Origin of the sequence: Ornithinibacillus sp. 4-3 (assembly GCF_040958695.1) — a bacterium.
GTDB lineage: Bacteria > Bacillota > Bacilli > Bacillales > Amphibacillaceae > CALAMD01.
The window spans coordinates 1,258,955-1,280,372 of record NZ_CP162599.1 but is presented as its reverse complement, the minus strand read 5'-3'; the positions used below and the strand labels follow the sequence as shown (position 1 = coordinate 1,280,372).

Annotated in this window: 21 protein-coding genes; 7 read left to right on the top strand and 14 right to left on the bottom strand. The window is 35.0% G+C overall.

What is annotated here, in order from left to right:
• Positions 1–72: 72 nt before the first annotated feature.
• Positions 73–1,200: a response regulator gene (locus tag AB4Y30_RS06215; protein WP_368654621.1), complete on the bottom strand. Its 1,128-nt coding sequence runs from the start codon at positions 1,198–1,200 to the stop codon at positions 73–75.
• Positions 1,201–1,506: 306 nt separating this feature from the next.
• Positions 1,507–2,307: an SdrD B-like domain-containing protein gene (locus AB4Y30_RS06210; RefSeq protein ID WP_368654620.1), complete on the bottom strand. Its 801-nt coding sequence runs from the start codon at positions 2,305–2,307 to the stop codon at positions 1,507–1,509.
• Between the two features lie 245 nt (positions 2,308–2,552).
• Between AB4Y30_RS06210 and AB4Y30_RS06205 the strand changes: the two genes are divergently transcribed.
• The 4 genes from AB4Y30_RS06205 (at position 2,553) to AB4Y30_RS06190 (ending at position 4,915) form a co-directional block, all read left to right on the top strand.
• On the top strand, positions 2,553–3,653 hold the full coding sequence (locus AB4Y30_RS06205; protein ID WP_368654619.1) for a histidine kinase: 1,101 nt from the start codon (positions 2,553–2,555) through the stop codon (positions 3,651–3,653).
• Positions 3,654–3,671: 18 nt separating this feature from the next.
• A complete protein-coding gene (locus tag AB4Y30_RS06200) occupies positions 3,672–4,484 on the top strand; it encodes a DUF2268 domain-containing protein (RefSeq protein ID WP_368654618.1) in 813 nt (270 codons plus the stop codon).
• 162 nt (positions 4,485–4,646) lie between these two features.
• Positions 4,647–4,748 (top strand): YjcZ family sporulation protein, encoded by a 102-nt coding sequence (locus AB4Y30_RS06195; RefSeq protein ID WP_368654617.1) that lies wholly within the window; start codon positions 4,647–4,649, stop codon positions 4,746–4,748.
• Positions 4,749–4,777: 29 nt separating this feature from the next.
• Positions 4,778–4,915 carry a YjcZ family sporulation protein gene (locus AB4Y30_RS06190; RefSeq protein WP_368654616.1) on the top strand — a complete coding sequence of 46 codons (138 nt, stop codon included), beginning with the start codon at positions 4,778–4,780 and terminating at the stop codon, positions 4,913–4,915.
• Positions 4,916–5,218: 303 nt separating this feature from the next.
• On the opposite strand, the gene AB4Y30_RS06185 is transcribed toward AB4Y30_RS06190, so the two are convergent.
• The 3 genes from AB4Y30_RS06185 to AB4Y30_RS06175 all read right to left on the bottom strand — a co-directional run bounded on the left by AB4Y30_RS06185 (position 5,219) and on the right by AB4Y30_RS06175 (position 8,045).
• Positions 5,219–5,482, bottom strand: coding sequence for a hypothetical protein (locus tag AB4Y30_RS06185; RefSeq protein WP_368654615.1), 264 nt, complete (start codon positions 5,480–5,482; stop codon positions 5,219–5,221).
• A gap of 94 nt (positions 5,483–5,576) precedes the next feature.
• Entirely contained in the window at positions 5,577–6,797 is a 1,221-nt protein-coding gene (locus AB4Y30_RS06180) for an amidohydrolase (protein ID WP_368654614.1), read from the bottom strand.
• Positions 6,798–6,815: 18 nt separating this feature from the next.
• Complete coding sequence (locus AB4Y30_RS06175) at positions 6,816–8,045, bottom strand: amidohydrolase (RefSeq protein ID WP_368654613.1); 1,230 nt, start codon at positions 8,043–8,045, stop codon at positions 6,816–6,818.
• Between the two features lie 281 nt (positions 8,046–8,326).
• On the opposite strand from AB4Y30_RS06175, the gene AB4Y30_RS06170 reads away from it, so the two are divergent.
• Positions 8,327–9,001: an RraA family protein gene (locus AB4Y30_RS06170; protein ID WP_368654612.1), complete on the top strand. Its 675-nt coding sequence runs from the start codon at positions 8,327–8,329 to the stop codon at positions 8,999–9,001.
• Between the two features lie 82 nt (positions 9,002–9,083).
• Here the strand turns inward: AB4Y30_RS06170 and AB4Y30_RS06165 are convergent, their stop codons facing one another.
• The 4 genes from AB4Y30_RS06165 to AB4Y30_RS06150 all read right to left on the bottom strand — a co-directional run bounded on the left by AB4Y30_RS06165 (position 9,084) and on the right by AB4Y30_RS06150 (position 13,012).
• Positions 9,084–9,605 carry a hypothetical protein gene (locus tag AB4Y30_RS06165; RefSeq protein WP_368654611.1) on the bottom strand — a complete coding sequence of 174 codons (522 nt, stop codon included), beginning with the start codon at positions 9,603–9,605 and terminating at the stop codon, positions 9,084–9,086.
• A 118-nt stretch (positions 9,606–9,723) separates the two neighbouring features.
• Positions 9,724–10,032, bottom strand: coding sequence for a hypothetical protein (locus AB4Y30_RS06160; RefSeq protein ID WP_368654610.1), 309 nt, complete (start codon positions 10,030–10,032; stop codon positions 9,724–9,726).
• 272 nt (positions 10,033–10,304) lie between these two features.
• On the bottom strand, positions 10,305–11,771 hold the full coding sequence (locus tag AB4Y30_RS06155; protein WP_368654609.1) for a nicotinate phosphoribosyltransferase: 1,467 nt from the start codon (positions 11,769–11,771) through the stop codon (positions 10,305–10,307).
• Positions 11,772–11,836: 65 nt separating this feature from the next.
• The gene (locus AB4Y30_RS06150) at positions 11,837–13,012 is read right to left on the bottom strand and encodes a hydroxymethylglutaryl-CoA synthase (RefSeq protein ID WP_368654608.1); all 1,176 of its coding nucleotides are present in this window, start codon (positions 13,010–13,012) and stop codon (positions 11,837–11,839) included.
• Between the two features lie 556 nt (positions 13,013–13,568).
• On the opposite strand from AB4Y30_RS06150, the gene AB4Y30_RS06145 reads away from it, so the two are divergent.
• Both AB4Y30_RS06145 and AB4Y30_RS06140 read left to right on the top strand, forming a co-directional pair.
• Positions 13,569–14,690, top strand: coding sequence for a response regulator (locus AB4Y30_RS06145; RefSeq protein ID WP_368654607.1), 1,122 nt, complete (start codon positions 13,569–13,571; stop codon positions 14,688–14,690).
• Positions 14,691–14,718: 28 nt separating this feature from the next.
• Complete coding sequence (locus AB4Y30_RS06140; RefSeq protein WP_368654606.1) at positions 14,719–15,771, top strand: NAD(P)H-dependent flavin oxidoreductase; 1,053 nt, start codon at positions 14,719–14,721, stop codon at positions 15,769–15,771.
• A 62-nt stretch (positions 15,772–15,833) separates the two neighbouring features.
• Here the strand turns inward: AB4Y30_RS06140 and AB4Y30_RS06135 are convergent, their stop codons facing one another.
• From AB4Y30_RS06135 to AB4Y30_RS06115, 5 genes are all read right to left on the bottom strand, one after another.
• A complete protein-coding gene (locus tag AB4Y30_RS06135) occupies positions 15,834–16,991 on the bottom strand; it encodes an ABC transporter permease (RefSeq protein ID WP_368654605.1) in 1,158 nt (385 codons plus the stop codon).
• Complete coding sequence (locus AB4Y30_RS06130) at positions 16,981–17,679, bottom strand: ABC transporter ATP-binding protein (RefSeq protein ID WP_368655179.1); 699 nt, start codon at positions 17,677–17,679, stop codon at positions 16,981–16,983. The genes AB4Y30_RS06135 and AB4Y30_RS06130 overlap by 11 nt, the downstream gene beginning before the upstream one ends.
• Positions 17,680–17,792: 113 nt before the next feature.
• Positions 17,793–18,962, bottom strand: coding sequence for a Glu/Leu/Phe/Val dehydrogenase (locus AB4Y30_RS06125; RefSeq protein WP_368654604.1), 1,170 nt, complete (start codon positions 18,960–18,962; stop codon positions 17,793–17,795).
• A gap of 18 nt (positions 18,963–18,980) precedes the next feature.
• The gene (locus AB4Y30_RS06120; RefSeq protein WP_368654603.1) at positions 18,981–20,654 is read right to left on the bottom strand and encodes a thiamine pyrophosphate-binding protein; all 1,674 of its coding nucleotides are present in this window, start codon (positions 20,652–20,654) and stop codon (positions 18,981–18,983) included.
• A gap of 392 nt (positions 20,655–21,046) precedes the next feature.
• On the bottom strand, positions 21,047–21,196 hold the full coding sequence (locus AB4Y30_RS06115) for a hypothetical protein (protein WP_368654602.1): 150 nt from the start codon (positions 21,194–21,196) through the stop codon (positions 21,047–21,049).
• Positions 21,197–21,418 lie beyond the last annotated feature (222 nt).

Sequence of the window (21,418 nt, the reverse complement as noted above, 5' to 3'; positions counted from 1 at the left end):
AAAGAATCTCCATCTTTCTGAGAAAGAAGATGGAGATTCTTTAATCTGTAATTTATATATACAAAGATCTTATCATTTCTTAGCTTGTGCTTGTTCCCATTCTTTGAACCATTGTTCAATTTCCTGGCTTGGCTCTGTGCCGTATTCTTCATTCAACATCCCTTTTAACCGCTTATATTGATCCATAACAGAATAACGATCACCAAATGTATGATATAGTTTCATTAGTTTAAAATAGCTCTCCTCTTTATAAGGAAGTATTTCCTGCATTTTCAAATATAAAATGATTGCTTCTCCATGTTTTTCAATGTTTATGTAATAATCTGCGATCTTCATTAGATGATCCAGCCAATCAACATGCAATCTATTCTTCTCATTTTCTGCCCAAAGATAACCTTCTTCTTCAAAATAATCTCCGCGATATAATTCTAAAAGCTCTTTATGCCTTTTGATATTTTCTTTCGTCACAAAAGGAATTTCTTCTAAGTCTTTTTTCCATAGATCAACATCTGTTACTACGTCATTCAACTCTAGCTTATAACTATTATCTGAACTAATAATTTTAATATTAAAATCAACAGTTGCCAACGACTTACGGATTTGATAAATCGTTGAATAAAGCTGTGCGTATGCATTTTTTATTGTTGAGTCTGCCCAAAAATGCTCTAGTATAATATCTTTTCTTACAAATTGACCACGATGATGAACAAGAAAAGCAAATAGCTCTCTTGCTTTTGATGTACGCCAATTCACATCGATTGCTTCTTGTTTTGTGCCATAATAAGTGAAGCTAAGCTGCTGAAAACAACATATCATTTTAATATGTTTCGTCATTTTTTTCATAGTATGATTAGAAATTCTAGCAATTGTCTTCATCAATCTTTCATCGTCAAATGGCTTTAAAACATAATCTTCTACTTGTAGTTCGAATGCATTAACCGCATATTCTTCAAATCCAGTAACAAATACAATTTTAATCGTCGGGAATGCCTTTTGAATCTCTTTTGCCAATGTCATCCCTGTTGTTTCTGGCATCTCTATATCTAAAAATACAATGTCTGGTTCTTCCTTAATTACTGCAATAAGCCCTTCATGTGGATTTGTATATTTTCCGATTACGTTAATTTTTGATAGCTGATTTAATTTTCTCTCTAAAAAATCTAGGGTTAATAATTCATCATCAATCAGTATTGCTCGCAATGACCATTCCCCTCTCTAAGACATATAACAGAATTTAATACTAACATAAGTATAATCTAGTTCGGAAAGCTTGTTAAGCTCTATTCTTTGAAATCTCTTCATCTTTCTGATATCGAAAATTCCTTAAAAGCATATGTATCTTTCTTATCTAAATATTAATTGTAGTATTTTTACACTGGACAGCCATAAATATAAATAATAGATGAGAAAAGCCACTTAAATAGACTTTAAGCGACTTTTCTCCTTCTTATTATTCTTCTTGATTTAGTTTCTTTCCTCTGGAGATGAAATGAACTCCAGCGATAATTAATACAAGCTCATTTTATAAGATCTTAATATTAATGTGTTTGTTGCTGTTTCTGGTAGTTTATCAGATTTATCTTCATCTTTTGGTTCAGGTTTAGTTGGTTCTTCTGGTTTCTCTGGATCAGTTGGCTTCTCAGGATCAGTTGGATCTGTCGGTTCCTCTGGTTTAGAAGGTTCTTCTGGATCTGTTGGATCTTCAGGATCAACTGGCTCCTCTGGTTCAGTTGGAATGATGAATCCAAAGTCTAGCGTTGGATCATGCTCACCATCCTCTACTAAATGACGAGATACCGCAAACCATGTTGATGAATCAATGGAATTGTCATCCCCAACTTCATGTAATGTTGGCTCTAAACCTTCTAATGCTTTCGCTGATAATTCACGATTAATTTTTACTACATACGTTTTATCAGCTGGTAGGTTTTCAAAGATATAGTAGCCATTTTTATCTGTTGTTGTTGGACCAACTTTATTTCCATAAACATCTATTACTGGTGTTTCTCCATCTTCTTCAAAAATTTCTAATACTACCCCTGGAAGCTTAATATCCGTATCATCTTGTAGACCATCACCATTTACATCAATCCAGACATAGTCTCCTACGCTTACCTTCTTAGTCTTAACGAATCCAAAGTCTAATGTTGGGTCACGCTCACCATCTTCTTCTAGATGACGAGATGTTGCTTCCCATGTAGATGAATCTACGGTATTGTCGTCTCCAATTTCATGTAACGTTGGTTCATAACCTCGTAAAGCTTCTTTTGATGCGTCACGATCGATTTTCACTTTAATCTTATTCATAATGCAATGAAATCCATTGAACAAGGGAAACTTTAATTATCGACGCCACAAAAGAGCAACAGCATGTTCATGTTTCTGTTGAAAGCAACGGAAAACTTTCAGAATCCTATACTGCTATAACACAGGAAAAAGTTGACTTTGGACTAGTAATTTGCAAGCAATTAGTTGAATTACATGGTGGGAAAATCAATGCTCAAACGGATAGGAATAAGATTAAATTCATCTTCACGCTTCCAATAAGCTATATGAGTGAATTAAAGCAGGATCAGCCTAAGACAAGACAACAGAAAGCTCATGCAGATTCTATTTCAACTGAAGATTCCCTCTTAATGACAACAGGAGGAATTAGACAAATTTCAGAGCAATTAGCAATTATTTCAGGTGCACGAATCTTAGTAATTGATGATGATCCATTGCATTTAAAAGTATTAAAAAACATTTTATCACCTGCATATGAAATTATTACTATTTCTAATGGAAAAGAAGCTTTACAACGAATTGAAAACGAACAATGGGATTTAGTGATTGTCAATGCAAGGTTATCAAATTCAAGGCTTTCTGGATATGGATTAACTAAAACTATTCGTGAAAATGATTCTATTTCCGATTTGCCAATCCTTCTACTGATTGCTCGTAATCAATCTGAAGACATTCTAAAAGGATTTCTAGCTGGTGCAAACGATTATGTAACCATACCAGTTGATGCTATAGAACTACAATCCCGTGTGCATGCATTAACGGCATTAAAGCGCTCCATTCAAGAGCATTTTGATATGGAAGCAGCTTGGTTACATGCACAGATTCGACCACATTTTTTGTTTAATACATTGAATTCTATTATTTCATTAAGCTATATGGATGAGAACCGTATGATTACCCTGCTACAAACATTTACTAATTATTTGGAGAAAAGCTTTCGATTCTTAGAAACAGGAACATTAGTAAAATTATCAGAAGAAATCGATTTTGTTCATTCCTACCTGTATATCGAGAAAGAGCGCTTTGGTGATCGGATTGAGGTGGAATGGATAATGGATGAGCTAGATCATATTTATGTACCTTCCATGTCCATTCAAACATTAGTAGAAAATGGAATCAGACATGGAATATTACAACGTCTCTCTGGTGGTAAAATTACGATTCAGATAACGCGTAAAGACAAAGAAGCAATAGTAAAAATTAGTGATGATGGAGTTGGTATTCCTGAAGATAAAATCAAAGATTTATTAAACTTTGATACAACCAATTCTACTGGAATCGGCGTCATCTATCACACAGGGTTGGCGAGGTATGATTTATTCGTCAATCCTGTTTTGATGTGTCATCAAATTATTATACTCATATGATATTTAGAGGTGATTAAATTGACCATCATCGCAACAGACAACTGGCTACGTGATGATAAAGTATCCCCATCAACTATCTTAAAGCAGATAATAACATCTTTTCCAAATATTGATATCAACGAAGTCTATCATTATCTTGTCCTACATGGTATGCATCCTTTTAACAATATCGAAGAAATTAGAGACATCACCAATCATTTATTAGAGGAAAACATTTGGGAAACACTTAAAGCAGAGTTTCATGATTTAGTTAATGATTGGAATGGACCATCCCACCCTATCTATATTCTCCCTGCGGATACTAATGCTTTATCCCTTCAAGAAAATTTTCAAGGAAAATCAGGAATTGCCTTTTCTGATAAATTATTTTTATTTTTATCAGATAGGTCCACCATATTAGACGCTAGAATAATTCTTACTCATGAATATAATCATGTTTGTCGGATGCAATATCAGTCAAAACCCCATGATGATTACACCTTGTTAGATTCCATTATCATGGAAGGTATTGCTGAGTACGCTGTGATGGAGCGATTTGGTAAATCTCATACTGCTTTTTGGACAAAAGCCTACACCATAGAGCAGCTAAAAGATTATTATAAACGGTGGATACTCCCCAATTTTACTTTACGAAGGTCGGATGAGAAGCATCTACAAATTTTATATGGTCATTCTCCTCTCCCCCGCATGGTTGGTTATGCAGTAGGTTATTACTTGGTAGAAAAATATTGTCATGACAAAAATTATAATTCACAGCAACTCTTAATGAAAGCATCTCAAGCATTCCTTCCAGATAAAGAAGACTTGGTTCCATTTACAACAGAACCTTAGTCGCGATTATTTCAAAACTTAGTGACACTTGTACTCCTCTTCATAAGAGCGGGAATTTTAGTAAAGCTACGAAGTTAAATAATCAAAAATTGGGATAATGACCATACCCTTATTAGGAAATAAACATATATTGGGTACAAAAGCAATGGAGGTGGATAACGAATGGGTGAAAATGTTGGCGGTTATGGTGGAGGATTTGCGCTAATTGTAGTGCTATTCATTCTCTTAATCATTGTAGGAACAGCTTACGTAGGATTTTGCTAAAGCTTATTAATAATTAAGGAGGGATTTCAATGAATTTTTGGGGTTGTGACTATGGCGGCCCAGTTGGTGGAGCTGAATGTTGTGGCTACGGTTCTGGTCGTGGATTTGCGTTAATCGTTGTGTTGTTTATTTTGTTAATAATTGTAGGTGCAGCTTGGTTCTGTTAACCTCTTGATCAGAGGCAGCAATCCCTTTCCCCAAAGGCTTGCTGCTTTTTTGTTTTTTACAAAAAATATAATAACACTTGAAATGATTTCAAGCGTTATTGCTAATATAAAGTCGTGGGTGTTTTCGATATATAGGTTGTACACTATTGTTACGTCTGCGAGCTTCACTTTTTGCACATTACAAGCAGTATATCAGTGGAAGAGCTGTCCGCTCTCCCTTCAAGAAATATGTGCGTTTCTTGAAGCGAGTTATGCGTCCAGTTATATTGAATAAAATTCCCACAGACTAAAGCTTCATTTTGTTTACCAAAATAAAAGTGGAAATAAAACAAGACCTGTGATAAATCCTAGTGCAATACTAAAGCCAGCACCACGACCATAGCCACCATAATAGCCGTATCCTAAGCCTCCTAATCCACGACCTCTAGCTCCTAGTGGTTCCATATAAACATACCGTCGATCCACACTACGTATTCGACCTCTATGAACCCTTCCATCATTTGTTCTAATTTCAACACAACGTCCTACATGTTTTTGACATAAATTATAATAATGATCTCTAGACAAAGAACACCCCTCCTCACTCATACATGCATATAGCATCTTATGAGTGAGAAAGAGACGCGTATAGTTTATTTGTAATGACTATGAACAAATAGGCTTATAGTTCGCCAATAACAACTTTACCAGCAACCATAACTGTACGTTCTTTTGGCAGGCGAGCAATTAATTCTGCTGAGCAACTAGCATCAGAGAAAACAAAGTCAGCAGCATCTCCATTTTGTGGCCAAACCTTTTTCCCTTCATCATTTAACGGTGTAATTCCCTTTGTAATAAATTTAAGTGATTTACGAATGCTATGCTCATCAATTTTACGGTTCATTATACAATGATTACGTACTTTCTCCAATAAATCTCCAGAGCCTAATGAACTCCAAGAATCATAAAAACCATCAAAACCAAAATGAATAGGGACTCCATAGCTATCTAAAATATCAAATGGTGGTAATACTCGTGCCAGACCAGTATTAGACATAATGGAGACTTCTTGACTCTTTAATCGTTTAGCTGCTTCATGTTGTAAGGCTTCTGGAATTCCACCTAATGAAAATCCATGACTGACAGCACAACGTCCTTTCCAGCCTGCATCCTCTATCATATCTATCCATTTATCAATCGTATACCAACCAACATGACCATGGTCATGGATATGTACATCAATATCTGCATCAAATTCAGCAGCAATATCCATAACTAGATCGAGCGATTTTTCAATTGCTCCATCTATACCTGCTGGATCTAATCCCCCAACCATTGTAGCACCATTACGCATTGCCTCACGCATTAATTTTGGTACATTTCCAGTTAATAGCCCGTGCTGTGGAAATGCGATAACTTCATGAGTTACAATGCCTTTATATTCCTCCAATGCAGCTAATACGCCTTCTAAATTCTTTAATCCAATATAATCATCAATATTTACATGTGTGCGAATATGAGTTGCTCCGTGGGACAGCAATAAATCAATCATGGCAGAAGCTCTTTGCTTTGTTGTTGGAGAAATCTCTACAAGCTCCATAGCTTCATTATGTAGCTTGTCTTTTAGATTATCTGTTAATTTGGTAGATCTCCAAGGCAATGAAAGATATGTTTTATCTAAATGATTATGCATTTCTTTAAATGCCGGAACAGCTAACTTCCCATTCGCATCTATTTTTTCTAACGTATCGTCATGATTTGCTTGAGCACTATTTACTTGCTCGGTGATTTTTCCGTTCTCAATTTTTAAATCAAATAAATCTGTTTGTGTATGTCCATAACCTTCTGCATCTGTATATGCTCCAGTTTCTAATCTAACATTTGTTAACCAGTAGGATTGCATATCCAAAACCTCCATTCCTTAATTTGTTAAGCTACTAATGATTCTTCCCTGATAGATAGTATGTGTAATAGGTTTTCTGCGGGCAACCGTTTCAGCAGAGCATGATGCATCAACAAGCAATACATTTCCTTCGTCTCCTACTTTAGGCCATTGCTGTTCCCCATTTTCATTTAATGTACGAATTCCACCACTTCCTAGTCTCCAAGCATTACTTAAAGACTTTTCATCTACCAAACGGAAACGATCAGCAAATATGCTTAACTTTTCAATCGTATCCCCTGTACCAAATGGACTCCAGTGATCCATTAAACTATCATGTCCCACACTAACCGGCACTCCATATTCTAATAACTCTAAAACAGGGATAGTTCCACTATTCATAGGAATGGTCGATGTAATATCAATCCCCACCTCTGCGAGCATTTGTGCAGTATCCTTTAATAACACTTTATCTGCTTTAATATGTCCTAAAGACATCGCATGACTAATTGTTACTTTATTTTGTAGCTTTGTTTCTTTTATGAGTTTTACAATTTTCTCCATTTGGAAAATTCCTAATGTATCCGGATCATGTAAATGAATATCAATGCCAGCATTTGCTTCTACAGCAATGTCAAAGGTTGTTTCAAGAGAGCGATCAATATTACGATCAATTGTTGCAGGGTCTACCCCACCCACTAAGGTTGCTCCCATTTTCATTGCTTCACGAATAAGACCTTCAACACCACTACGTAGAAGACCATGCTGGGGAAATGCCACAATTTCATAGGAAATATCATTTTTATAATCTTCAAGTACCTTTAACGTATTTTCCATATGTTTTAATTGAATACCAGGATCAACATTACAATGTGTTCGAATATGAGTATGTCCATTTTTTATCAAATGCTCTACAAAATACCTTGCTCTATCCTCAGCATATGGCAATTGTTTTGGTAGTAATTCTAATTCTTCTTCAATTCTAAAAGCCACACTAGACTTGGTTGGAAGCTTTGGTGCTTTCCAAGGTCCACCAAAATATGTTTTATCAATATGAATATGCATTTCGCGTAAAGAAGGTAAAAGTAATTTCCCGTCCGCATTCAGCACCTCAACATCATTAGCTTCAATGGAGTCATTAATTTGAGTGATTTTTCCTTCCTCAATCAAAATATCTTTCTTCTCCGTTAATGTATGTACAACTCCACGCGAATCAGTTTCATATCCTGCATCTAATCTTGCATTTTTTATAAGCAGCTTTGTCAACATACTCCCTCCTTAAAATTAATTAAAGCGTTTTCATTAGCGTATAAGAAAGTTGGACATGAATATTCCTAAACAAGAATAAATACATGCCTAATTTATCTACTTTCTTAAAGCCCAGAAAACGCATCCTTCATTCAACTTTAAACAACACTAATATAGCATATAGACATTTCTTAATCAAACATACGCCATATTCAGAATTTTAGTTCATATCTTTAATACAATAGGTAGTGTCTATGATAGAATATATTAAATAGAGACTTCAAAAAAACGGAGGGATAATTATGAGTGAAAAAAGAATATATTATCGTCGTAATCGCGCAGACAAGGCATTATTAGAAAAATATCAGCATGTCGTTACTCCTCATATTAGTGATAATATGGATCGACTTCGAGGTGGAACTGCTGAATTACGCCCTCTTCATGGAGACGGGAAACTAGTTGGTACAGCATTAACAGTAAAAACACGACCTGGAGATAATTTAATTATTCATAAAGCATTAGATATGCTTGAACCTGGCGATGTACTTGTGGTCGATGCTGGTGGTGAATTAAAGAACGCCGTATTTGGCGAAATTATGATGACCATTGCAATGGAGAAACAAGCAGCTGGTATTGTCATTAACGGATCTATCCGTGACGTTGCAGCATTCAAAGAGGCAAATTACCCTATTTATGCTAAAGGAGTAACACATCTGGGCCCTTATAAAGATGGACCAGGTGAAATTAATGTTCCTGTTGAAATTGATAGTATGATTGTTAATCCTGGGGATCTTGTCGTTGGAGATGAAGATGGTCTTGTTGTTGTCCCACTTGCCGAAACAGAAGGTCTATTACCGAAGATTGATGCTTATCAAGCAAAAGAAGAAAAACAAATTGAAGAAATCAAAGCTGGAACTGTTGATCGTAGCTGGATAGATAAAACATTGAAGGAAAAAGGCTATCAGTTTATTGAGTAGCTATGAATATCCATAAGAAATCTCCTCTCTAGAAAGAGGAGATTTCTTATGGATTAGCAAATAACGTAGGATTGTACTTAAATCAATTTTCAACCCATTCCAATTCTGCATACCTTACAACATCAAATAAATTTCTTGGGTCTTCTCCTCTAAACAAAACCTTTACAGCATCAAATGGATTTATTATATCTTCTAATCCAGGAAAAATCTTATAATGATTACCTCCTATATCAAGATAGTTCTGATTAAAGAAGATCGAATTACTATTCTCTTTTGTTGTTTCGGTTCCATCTACTCCTGTTCCCCTTTTCCATTCTATAAATAGACTATTTTCTAATATAGGTAGTGGTTCATTTGTTTTTTTCAATTGCATGGAAGGTTCTTTAAGAATTTTTTCTATCAGTTCTTCACTTTCTATAACAGTTGAAAAGCTTCTCTGTTGTATATCAGATCTACTAGCTATTTTTATTTCAATGACCTCTGCATTTTCATCTATAAAATCTTCCATAAGGTCTTTATATGTTGTAAAAGTCAACTTATGGGAAAAATATGACACCAATAATAATATTAGTATTACTCCTATTGCTATAATTTTTCTTCTCATAATACCCCTTTCCACTTTAATTAATATAATAATAAATCTCACAAAAAATATGGAGCAAGCAATGACATTGTTACATTCTGATTGGCTTACAGATGGAGATTTAAACAGCGCATGCTATTCATTCAATAGCAGTCCACTCAATGTCTGCATTTCTTATCACATTATATAAATTCAGTTCAGTTTCTTCTCCAAATACAATCTCATATCTATCATTTCCAAGTTGAAGAAACCTGTCATTAAAACTCAATCTTACGCTATCTCCTTCTATTATTTCATTGCTGTCTCTTTTTAAGTGTATATACATTGTATTTTCTAACATTAGCGGTGAATCTTCGGAAGTTTTTTCTAATTTCATGGAGGGAGATTGAAGAATTTCCTCTATCATATCTTCGTTTTCTATTGTTGTAGTAAAAACTTTACCAAGCATCTCTTGGTCAGTAAATAATTTTATTTCCGTTATTTCTGCGTCTTCACCTATCAGTTCCTCTAAAAGCTCTGCATATGTGGTGGATCCTACAGCATTTTTAATGAAATAAAGAACTACAATTACTAATACTGATACCCCTAATACGATAATCCTTTTTCTAATAATATCACTTCCCAGACTTATTACTTTACATTAAATAGTAACAAACTTTATAGATAAATGAACGAAAAGCGGGTAAAGTTATTTCCCAATAACTTTACCCGCTCATTCAACTATCTTTTCTTTGCCATTAAGATAACTTCTTCACGTACTTCGCGAATTTTATCCATTTTATTATCCCAAGCTTTTTGACTCAAATCAACTGCATATACTTCTGGTTTAATTGTTCGCTTATATTCATCCCAGAATAATTCTAATTGTTGTTTTGCATAAGCTTGTATCTCTTTAAGCTCTGGAAGCTTATAAACAAGTTCGCCATTTTTAAAAATATCATGATGCAAATCGACTGCGTCGAAATCAGTTACAAATTTACTAATATACGTATGTACAGGATGGAACATTTTCAAACGTTCTTCCTGATTAGGATCCTCATCACTTAAAGTAATGTAGTCTCCTTCTGATTTATTATTAATTCGATTAATGATACGATAAAGTTTTTTAATTCCTGGAGTAGTTACTTTTTCTGGATTAGCAGAGATTTTAATCGTATCAACCATTTCTCCATTTTCTTTTTCGATAGCTACGATTTTATATACTGCTCCTAATGCTGGTTGATCATATGCAGTAATCAGTTTCGTACCTACTCCCCATACATCAATAGCAGCACCTTGTGATTGTAAACTCACAATAGTTGCTTCATCTAAATCATTGGATGCAAATATTTTTGCATTTGGAAAGCCTGCTTCATCAAGCATCCTGCGAGCTTGTTTTGATAAATATGCCATGTCTCCACTATCTAAACGAATACCGATAAAATTAATTTGATCTCCCAGTTCCTGAGCAACTTTAATTGCATTAGGAACTCCTGAGCGCAATGTATCATATGTATCCACTAAAAAGACACAATCTTTATGTGTTTGAGCATACTTTTTAAATGCTGTATATTCATCACGATATGCCTGAATCATTGCATGTGCATGTGTTCCAACAACAGGGATTCCGAAGAGCTTTCCTGCGCGCACATTACTTGTTCCACTGAATCCACCAATAAATGCTGCTCGTGTACCCCAGATTGCCGCATCCATTTCATGGGCTCTACGTGTACCAAATTCCATTAAAACTTGGTCTCCTACAATATGTTTAAAGCGAGCTGCTTTTGTAGCAATTAATGTTTGGTAATTCACAATATTTAGCAATGCTGTTTCTATTAATTGCGCTTCTGCTAAATTAGCTTCTACTTGAATAATTGGCTCATCTGCAAAAACGATTTCTCCCTCACAAACAGCTTTTATATTGCCAGTAAAGCGTATCGTTTTTAGATAATCAATAAAATCATCTTCATACCCAAGTTCATTCTTTAAATATGCTAAATCTGATTCCGAAAATTGGAAGTTTTGTAAGTAATTAATGATTCTTTCTATCCCTGCAAATACCGCAAAACCATTTTCAAATGGAAGTTTTCGAAAGTAAATTTCAAAGACTGCACGTTTTTCATGCATGTTATCCTTCCAATAGGTTTCTGTCATATTAATTTGATATAAATCTGTATGTAGAGACAAACTATCATCTAAATAACTCATTTTCTGCTCTCCAATTATTTTTTTAGTGATACGCTATAAGGTTCCTTCTATATATAAAAAGCGTATTACTTTGTTAACTTATTCACATACTGACGCATATTATCAGAGATTCCTGCTAAGCAAATTGGTGCTGGATCCTGTGTGATGTCCAGTTCCGTTGTTGAACCATCAGTAGGCAATTCTTCTTCAAAGATCTCTTCATATGCTTCAATCGAAATTTGTTTTCTAGAGGCGAACAAGCTTGTATGCTGTTCTTTGTTCAAATGCTCTTTAAAGTTTGGCTGTAAAATCCCTGTAAAAAATTCACCAACAGCACCTGAGCCATAACTGTATAGACCAATACGTGATCCATCTTTTAAATCTTTGTTTTGTTCTAATAAAGAAAGTAAGCTTAAGTATAGCGCACCTGTATAGATATTACCAACATTCCTATTGTATGCTGTACTAATTTGATAGTTCGAAAGTAATTGCTCTTTCTGCTCTTCTGACGCTTGTTCTATTATTGTTCTTAATGCTTTTAAGCCCATTTTCGTATACGGTAGATGATAACAAATTGCGTTAATATCATTTAAAGTTAAATCTGTTTTCTCTTGGTATTGCTCCCATACCTTATTGAAAAACCAAATGTATTGTTCATTTGAAAACTTTCCATCTACAAAAGCAATATCTGAATAAATGGGACGCCAAAAATCCATAATATCCGCTGTGAAATATGCGCTTTTCTCTTCTAATGCTAAAATTCTAGGCTCTGCACTTATTAATAGAGCAACTGCACCAGCACCCTGTGTAGATTCTCCAGGAGTATTTAATCCGTAACGAGCAATATCAGCACCTAACACAAGTACCTTGCTCTCGGGATGTAATGCAATATGACCTTTAGCTAATTGAATAGCAGCTGTAGCCCCATAACAAGCCTGTTTTGCTTCGATACAGCGAGCTTGTGGATTAATCCCTAATAAATGATGTACATAAACTGCTGCTGATTTAGAATGATCAATACCTGACTCTGTTCCGAAAATAACTAAGTCAATTTTTTCCTTATCTTCTTCATCAATAATGTGTAATGCAGCATTTGCAGCTAGTGATACAGCGTCCTGTGTAATTGGTGTAACAGCCATCTGGCTTTGTCCGATTCCGACAGTGAATTTTTCTGGTTCTACACCTCTCGCATTAGCTAATTCGTTCATATCGACATACAGATGTGGGGTGTAAAAACCTATTTTATCAATTCCTATTTTCAATGGTATTCTCCTTTGAAACGTATTAAAAAAATCAAACATTATTATTTAAGGTCAATGTAAGCTTCGTTCATATTTACAAATAAAGACAATGAATTACAATGTTACATGTAATACAAAGCCCTTTAAAATAGTAATATAAACTACAATTAAATACAACTTTGTGGAACGAAGATGTATTATGTTCCGAAGTATTAATTTTATCGTAGTATGTTTATTGTATCAAGTTTCCTAAGAAAATAGTTAATAAAACGTCAAGATTTTATACATGAAATAGTCATATCTTAATGTTTCGCTAAATTAGTACGTGCTGGATTTCAGATTGAATCATTAGACTTCTAAATACTAGAAATATGCAAATTATTTCTAAGCTAAAATGACATATTTTTCAATCACTTTTCTAAACAGCATTGATTGACTTAACCCATTTTCAAATATTTCCAATTTATGTATATTTTTTGTGCATTTTTTTATCCTATAATAACAGCAAGTTATATCCGATATATGGTTAAGAAAGAAAACTAAAATGTTTTTTACCAAACAAAGGAGGGCTGTAGCTATGAATGCTATCATAATCGATGATGAACCTCTTGCAATTGATTCTCTAACCATTATGCTAAATCAAACAAAAATGGTTAATCTATTGAATTCATACACTATTTTTGATCCAGATAAAGAAACCGACATATTAAAACAAATAGATATCGTCTTCTTAGATATAGAGATGCCCGAAATGAACGGCTTAGAATTAGCAGAAAAAATCTATACGATTAATCCTAATATTGAATTTGTTTTTGTTACTGCTCATGAACAATATGTTACACAAGCATATGAGTTAAATATAACAGACTATATATTAAAACCAGTTCATTTTAATAAATTAATTACAACTGTAAATCGCATCCAAAAAGATAAAGAAACAAAAAAGGAACCTTCATTACCTTTATCACAAACCATCCATATTCATTTTTGTGGTGCATTCGCTATCCATATCAATAATATGGTAGAAGATATTCCTTGGAGAACAAGTAAGTCTCAAGAGCTATTCTTATACTTGCTTCATCACCAGGATGAAATAATTTCCAAATCTGACCTAGCTTCTACATTCTGGCCTAAATTTAATGAAGAACGTGTATATTCACAGTTATATAACACGGTATATCATGCACGAAAAGCACTTTCTAAATGGCCCAACCATTTTCAAATTCTTAATCATGGAAATGGTTATTGCTTAACAACGAAACAAGTTGAAGTTGATGTTTTTCAATGGGAAGAGAAATTCTTAAACCTTCCTCCACTACATAGGGAAACGATTAAAGATTATGAAGAAGTTTTAAGGGTGTGTAAAGGGAATTACTTGCCAGGCTTTGAATACAAATGGTTAAAAGGATGGAGAAAGAAACTAGAGCAAAAATGGCTCAAAGGGGCTTTTGCTATCACTAAATACTTTCATCAAACCAAAAATACGGAAGCGATGGAGCATTGGTTAGTAGAAATCACTAAACGTTCACCATTAGAAATGAGTGCACATCTTAAATTAATGAAGTTATATGCGAAATTAGGTTACGGAGTACTCGTAGATCATCAATTTCGCACTTATGATGCTGCATGTCAGCAAGCTAACAAAAGGCCAAGCAAAGCAATCCTTGTTTGGTATAATAATTGGAAGGAATTAAAATAGCTTTATCCTGTCGAAAGGGGCATGGATTATGTTACCAAACAAAATCACAGAACAATTGAATATTACCTATCCTATTATTCAAGCACCAATGGCTGGAGGTATCACAACTACTTCACTGATTATAGAAGTAGCAAATGCAGGTGGCTTAGGAATGATTGGTGCAGGCTATCTGACACCCGAACAAACTAAGAAACAAATAGCTGAAATCAAACAACTGACAGAAAAGCCGTTTGGAATTAACTTATTTACCCCACAATCCTTTGTCGTTCATACGCAAGATATAAATCAAGCATTGACATTATTAGATCCTATATGCAAACAATTAGAATTAGATAATCTTACAGTTCCTTCTATCCCTACTTATGAAGAGATTTTAGGAAGCTTTCAGCAACAAATTGAAATAATTATAGCTGAAAAAGTACCTATTTGCTCCTTTACGTTTGGAATTCCATCCAAGGAGATAATTGAACAATTAAAAGGGGCAAATATTTTGTTAATTGGTACTGCTACAACGCTAGAAGAAGCAAAACTAGTGGAAGAAGTTGGCTTTGATATGGTCGTTTTACAAGGGCAGGAGGCTGGTGGACATCGTGGTAGTTTTACTGCAAATGCGCCAAAAGCTGGAATTGAGTTAAATGAATTTATTCGCCAAACCAATCAAGCGATAGATATCCCCCTCATTGCTTCAGGAGGCATTATGGACGAGCATGGGATAAAAACTGTATTAGAGCTAGGAGCAGATGCTGTACAAATGGGCACAGCTTTTCTAACATGTGAAGAAAGCGGCGCTCACCCTATATATAAGTCTGCTATTATTCAAGCAAACAAAACAGATTTACAATTAACTTGTGCATTTTCTGGAAAATGGGCACAAGGAATTCAGAATGACTTCATGCAATACATGGAGAAATATGAACATCTACTCCCTCCCTTTCCAGTTCAAAATGCCTTAACCCAATCTATTCGTAAACAAGCTGCTTTATTAAATAACACAGCCTATATGTCCCTCTGGTCTGGGCATAACCCACAGCTTGCCAAACAGCAGAGTGTTAAAGCATTAATGGATGCATTAACTTTATAAATGATCTAAAAACGAGCATGGACAAGGATTTATTATCTTATCTATGCTCGCTTTTTCCTTTATCAAAAAATTAAACTGAACAATATTCCAAATAGTAAGAAGAAAACATATGGGATATAACAGACAGCAATCATTTGACCTCTTGCTTTACGATAAGCCGCTTCTTCATTGTATTTTTTGGTGTAAGGATGTGAGCCGATCACTTTATCCCACACCTCCTTCAACCATACATTTAAGACAAATAATCCTATCACAAGAATCAATATTTTTATCCACCATTTTGGAAAAAGAATAACTGCTGCATTTGTCCAACCAATAATTTGTAAATACTTATATAAATATGTTCTTTCCCTTAACGAGGCTTTCATAAATAATTCATGAAACCCTTTTTCTGCTGTACGATTGGAGAAAATTCGTTGTGATTTTCGAAATAAAAGTGGTGTTTTGCGACTCGATGTTCGCTTAGGCATCCCCTCTAGTTCAAAGGACAAATTAAAAATGGTATTTACTATTTTATTACGCTGATGATTCTCTATTAATAGATCTTGTTCCAGTGTATGTAGGGTTAAGAAGCGCTTTCTAATCACATAAAAAGCTATAGCAATAAAGATAATAAAAAGTCCAATAGAAAGCAAAAAACCACCATAGAAAATACAATAATAGCTAATTACCCAAAGAAGCGCTGTTGCCAGTATTAACCCTAACCAATATATACGATTCTTCCAAAAGCGTTTTTCTTGTTGTAATTGACCCTTTACACCTAGTACAAAACATCTTAATGCAGTCCATAGTAATACGAAGGATATTAATTGGCTGAATCCCCATTGAAAATGCTTAAACCAGAAGGGTGCAAGCACAAGAGCTAAAATACTAGCTGGAACAATTTGTTTAACAATAGAATAACCCAATCCAAAACGTTTTAAATGAAGTAATAATCTAGGCTTTCGAAGTAGAAATACTAGATCTGCTTCCCTAACATAAGTACGAAACGCACCATACCATAGAAATAGAAAGAGCAGGAGAAAGACACCTGACATTGGTACATCTTGAACCCAATTCGGTATTTCCAGCCACCAACTGTGGTACGCATAAATAAAAATAGCAAGTGCTGGAATGGTAGCATAAATAATAACCGTCCAATCTATGACAAGTCGATAAACAGATAACTGATATTTTATATCCTGTATCCAGCGAGTGAGAAATAAGCTTCTACTCTTCATTTATATCTTCCTCATCTGCAATACAATCATATAAGCTTCCTGTATGTACATCACATTGTTTCAGCACTTCTTGTAAATTTCCATTAGCCTTCATTAATCCTTTTTCAATAATAATAAAGGAATCACAAATACGTTGCGCTGTATCTAAAATATGTGTACACATTAGAACCCCTGTGCCCTTCTTACATTCATCATCTATTAATTTTAATAATAGCTTCGTTGAGCTTGGGTCAAGTCCCATAAAGGGCTCATCAATAATCAATATGTCTGGCTTGGTAAACAATGCCAAAGCAATCATCCCTTTTTGTTGCATTCCTTTAGAAAAGCTACGAGGAAATTCATGCAGATGGTCAATTAATTTAAACTTCTCTAAAAATTGTTTGGCATAAATTAAGCTCTCTTCACCTAATCCTTCCACAGCAGCAACAAATTCAAAATGCTCCCATAGGGTTAATTCATCATAATAAATAGGACGCTCAGGAATAAAGGAATAAGTAGTGCCTTCCTTTTGCTCAATATTCCCTTCAAAAAAAGCAACTTGTCCAAGTATTGTTTTAATGGTTGTACTCTTCCCGGCTCCGTTTGGTCCAATCATTCCAAGCAGCTGCGAGGCTTCAATGTTAAAATGAATGTTCTCCACAGTAGCAACATTCTCTTCATAACCAGCTTGATTTATATTTACGTTCATTAACGTCACAGTTTCACCACTCTCTTATACCAAGTAGTTATTTCTTGTTTCTATTCTAGCAAAATAAACAACGGCTGACGAAAATAGATTGAAATTCGTCAGCCGTATTAATCTTATTTATTAAATTGAGCGGTATATTCAACAAAATCACTTTTACTTGGTTTAAATAATTCAAAAGCAACATCTCGTTGATAACGATTTTGTGTTTTAGCCTCAGTAAATAGCTTCTGTACATTTTTTCGACATAGCTGTTCAATATCATCGATAACTGCTTGCGTATTTGGTTCTACTAACCCAAAAATAACTGCATCATAAGCTCTTATTGCACCTAAATTTGCTACAAAATCATTGACAATATCAATCTTCTTATCTTTTAGCACTTCATCTCCAGCTGCAGATACTGGAATATTTGCCGCTTCAACAACTAGACTTGCTTTCACGTCCTGTGCATTTCCTTCATGAATGACATCTTCTAATGCGCAAGGGATAAGTACATCACAATCTACTTCAAGCCAGTCTGTGTTGGGGCGTGTCTCATAATGATCTGCAAATGAAGCTGGATCCATTTCTCCATAATTATTTTTATGGTCTATCAATTTCTGTACATCTAATCCATCTTCACAGGTTACTAGTAGGTTCGCATCTGAGATACCTACTATGCTATAGCCTAATTGAGATAGCTTTAATGCACAGCTAGCTCCTACGCTACCAAAGCCTTGAATAACTACTTTAGCACCTTTACTAGCATGGTTAAACTTCCAAGCTTCATCTACAGAAAATGCTACTCCATAGCCTGTTACCACATCATTTAATAAGAGACCATCTACTTTTTCTAGTAAAAGCTTATCATATCTCTTAATTCCTTCTAAAACAGCTGGATCCTTTTTCATGGATTGTGTTAGTGGAATATCGATACCAAACTCTTTAAATATCTGCAAAACATCTTCATATTTTGTCCCTAAATCACTACCTAAAGATACTCCATGATCAATATATGGTAGCATTGCAATCATATATCTTCTTAAGACATCATACGCATCTGGTGCTTTATAATCGTATGAAATTCCACCTTTACATCCACCAGTTGTTGTCGATTCGCTTGCTACATATTTATATGCCATTGCTTCAGCAAGTCTCTCAACCTCTTCTTTTGTAACAGATGGGTGCATACGTGTACCTCCACCTGTATATCCTTTTACAAAATTATGAACAACTAGCCATCCTTGTGCATCTGTTTCTGTATCATTCCATTCAACAACGAAATATGGTTTGTTTTTTTTCAAAAGATAACCCCCTTCTTCTTATTCATGTGGACGGAAAGAGCGAATATATTCTGGAGAATCCTCATAATCCAATACGCCAACTGCTTCCACATCAACCACAATACAGTATGATTTATTACTTGCTAATGCATTCTGCAAACTTTCCTCAAATGCTGCTGCAGAAGTGACTTTCTCTGCTTCATGTCCCATTGATTTTGCTAGCATCACAAAATCTGGATTAACGAGGTCGACACCTACTTGTCTACCATATGCTGCTTCCTGATAATATTTTAAAATTCCATAGCCACCATCATCAAATAGCAGAGTAATTACTGGTGCTGATTCATGTGTTGCAGTGATCATTTCATTAGAATTAACCATGAATCCTCCATCGCCAGCGACAAGCACAACAGGCTTATTCGGTTGTCCCACTTTAGCACCAATTGCCATTGGAAGACCTTGTCCAATTCCTCCACCAGTCATATATAAATAATTTCTTGGTTCATGAACATCAACTAATTTATTTGCCCAAGTATATCCAGGAATTGTAACATCTGTAATGAGAATACTATCCTGTGGCAAATGTTTATTCATAATGTCTGCAAATTCATCATACGGCTGAATAACTTGACGTAAAGCCTCTCTAACCTTGAGACGTAATTGCTTCACTTCATCGACATATGTTGAATCCACAGTGATTGATTGATCTACTAATTGTTTATTTATTTCTTGGAGAACTGCTTTTGCATCACCTACTAATAAGTGCTGCGTATCGAAGCTACGGTTAAATGCCTCTGGGTTGGCATCGATATTAATATGGTTTTCTGGAACTGGTGTTGTCCAATTATTTGTCTCTGTTCCTCTGAAACGAACTCCTATACTAAGCAGTAAATCCGCTTTACTTACATGTTCTTCTACCTCTGGAAACCATGCAAAGTTACCGATACATAATGGATGAGCCTCATCTATCGCACCTTTTCCTGATTCACTAGTAACTACACTTGCTTGAAGCTTATCAACTAATGTTAATAACTCAGCAGAAGCTCCTGAATGAATAATTCCATCCCCTATCCAAATCACTGGACGCTTCGCAGTTACAATTTTTTTGATAATAGCATCAGGGATGTTTATTTGCTCTTCTTTTTCATCACATTTTTTCGTGTAGACTAGCTCGTTTTTTGGAATAATAAGTGCTTGATAGTTTGTTGGAATTTGCACGGTAACTGGTCCCTTAGGAACTGTTAAAGCATCTTGAATGGCTTTTTTCATAAATGGAGTAATTAATTTAGGTCGTTTTAATAAGTAAGCTGATTTATTAGCTCCACTCATCATTTGTAGTTGGTCTCTTGATTCATGAATGTAGCGTTGATCTGTTCCGATATAATTAGCATCTGCTTCTCCTGTAATATGTAGGAGTGGTGTACCTGAGTTCCAAGCCTCTGTTAGAGAACCAGCACCATTTCCTGCGCCCGCTCCTGTGCTTGTAATAACAACACCCAATTTTCCTGTAGCACGCGTGTAAGCATCAGCCATATTTACTGCTCCACCTTCAGATCTAGCTGTAGCAATGCGAATTTGACCATCACGCAAGATTGCATCATAAATTGGCATATTATGTATGCTTACAATCCCAAAGATCACTTCTACTCCTGCTCCAACTAATTCTTCAACAACTGCATCAGATACCGTATATGCTGAATCTTTATAAGTCATTTTCTACCTCCTAAGTAATTGAATATTTTTATGGTTTCTTTTTCATATTCAAATCTATAAACCCATCTAAAAAAGGTAAGTTTTAACACTTACCTACACCATATTATGCTTACATAGGTAATTAGATTTTGCAAATGATGTGATAAAAATTACTAGGGTATTTCTATGAATACCCTAAAATAAAACTACGTATTTCCTTCTATTTCTTTACATTATTCATCTTACCTGTTTCAGCTAGATCATAGGATTACAAGAAAATATAACTCTTTGTATATCTGAGAAAAAAGGACTTAGATATATCCATATCACTAAAATTAAAAACAGGACAAAAGGACTACACAAGAAATTCTCCGCAAATTATTAAGAGAGACTGGGACAAAAGAATTTATTACTTAGCTAATTCCAAACATAAATTGTGCAAATAACCGCTTCGGAAATATACTTCGCTTTCCATGGGCGGCTGGAAAGCCTCGACGGACAGGACGTCCTAATGCAGACGTTGCCACAGGATGTGGCGTACTCGTCTGCCTCGTGCTACGCACTGTGGGGTCTCACCTAGGCCTTCCTCCCATAGGAGTCTACGTATATATAATCATGCCTCTCGCTTTGCTTGAGGCACAAAACGACAGGAAATAAAATTTGCTTTCTGACTCAGAATCATTAATCTAAAAATATAGAGATGTGTCACATACTACAAATCACGTCGTAGGGAGTGGATTGTCTCGAATAGGAGATGACCGCGTATATATATGTGTAGATTACCT

Coding starts and splice junctions, on each gene's coding strand:
- AB4Y30_RS06170 (WP_368654612.1), top strand. CDS start 8,327: ATGAGTGAAAAAAGAATATATTATCGTCGTAATCGCGCAGACAAGGCA.
- AB4Y30_RS06135 (WP_368654605.1), bottom strand. CDS start 16,991: ATGAAGAGTAGAAGCTTATTTCTCACTCGCTGGATACAGGATATAAAA.
- AB4Y30_RS06160 (WP_368654610.1), bottom strand. CDS start 10,032: ATGCTTGGTAAAGTTTTTACTACAACAATAGAAAACGAAGATATGATA.
- AB4Y30_RS06140 (WP_368654606.1), top strand. CDS start 14,719: ATGTTACCAAACAAAATCACAGAACAATTGAATATTACCTATCCTATT.
- AB4Y30_RS06190 (WP_368654616.1), top strand. CDS start 4,778: ATGAATTTTTGGGGTTGTGACTATGGCGGCCCAGTTGGTGGAGCTGAA.
- AB4Y30_RS06205 (WP_368654619.1), top strand. CDS start 2,553: ATGAGTGAATTAAAGCAGGATCAGCCTAAGACAAGACAACAGAAAGCT.
- AB4Y30_RS06155 (WP_368654609.1), bottom strand. CDS start 11,771: ATGAGTTATTTAGATGATAGTTTGTCTCTACATACAGATTTATATCAA.
- AB4Y30_RS06180 (WP_368654614.1), bottom strand. CDS start 6,797: ATGCAATCCTACTGGTTAACAAATGTTAGATTAGAAACTGGAGCATAT.
- AB4Y30_RS06145 (WP_368654607.1), top strand. CDS start 13,569: ATGAATGCTATCATAATCGATGATGAACCTCTTGCAATTGATTCTCTA.
- AB4Y30_RS06210 (WP_368654620.1), bottom strand. CDS start 2,307: ATGAATAAGATTAAAGTGAAAATCGATCGTGACGCATCAAAAGAAGCT.
- AB4Y30_RS06165 (WP_368654611.1), bottom strand. CDS start 9,605: ATGAGAAGAAAAATTATAGCAATAGGAGTAATACTAATATTATTATTG.
- AB4Y30_RS06195 (WP_368654617.1), top strand. CDS start 4,647: ATGGGTGAAAATGTTGGCGGTTATGGTGGAGGATTTGCGCTAATTGTA.
- AB4Y30_RS06130 (WP_368655179.1), bottom strand. CDS start 17,679: ATGAACGTAAATATAAATCAAGCTGGTTATGAAGAGAATGTTGCTACT.
- AB4Y30_RS06120 (WP_368654603.1), bottom strand. CDS start 20,654: ATGACTTATAAAGATTCAGCATATACGGTATCTGATGCAGTTGTTGAA.
- AB4Y30_RS06175 (WP_368654613.1), bottom strand. CDS start 8,045: ATGTTGACAAAGCTGCTTATAAAAAATGCAAGATTAGATGCAGGATAT.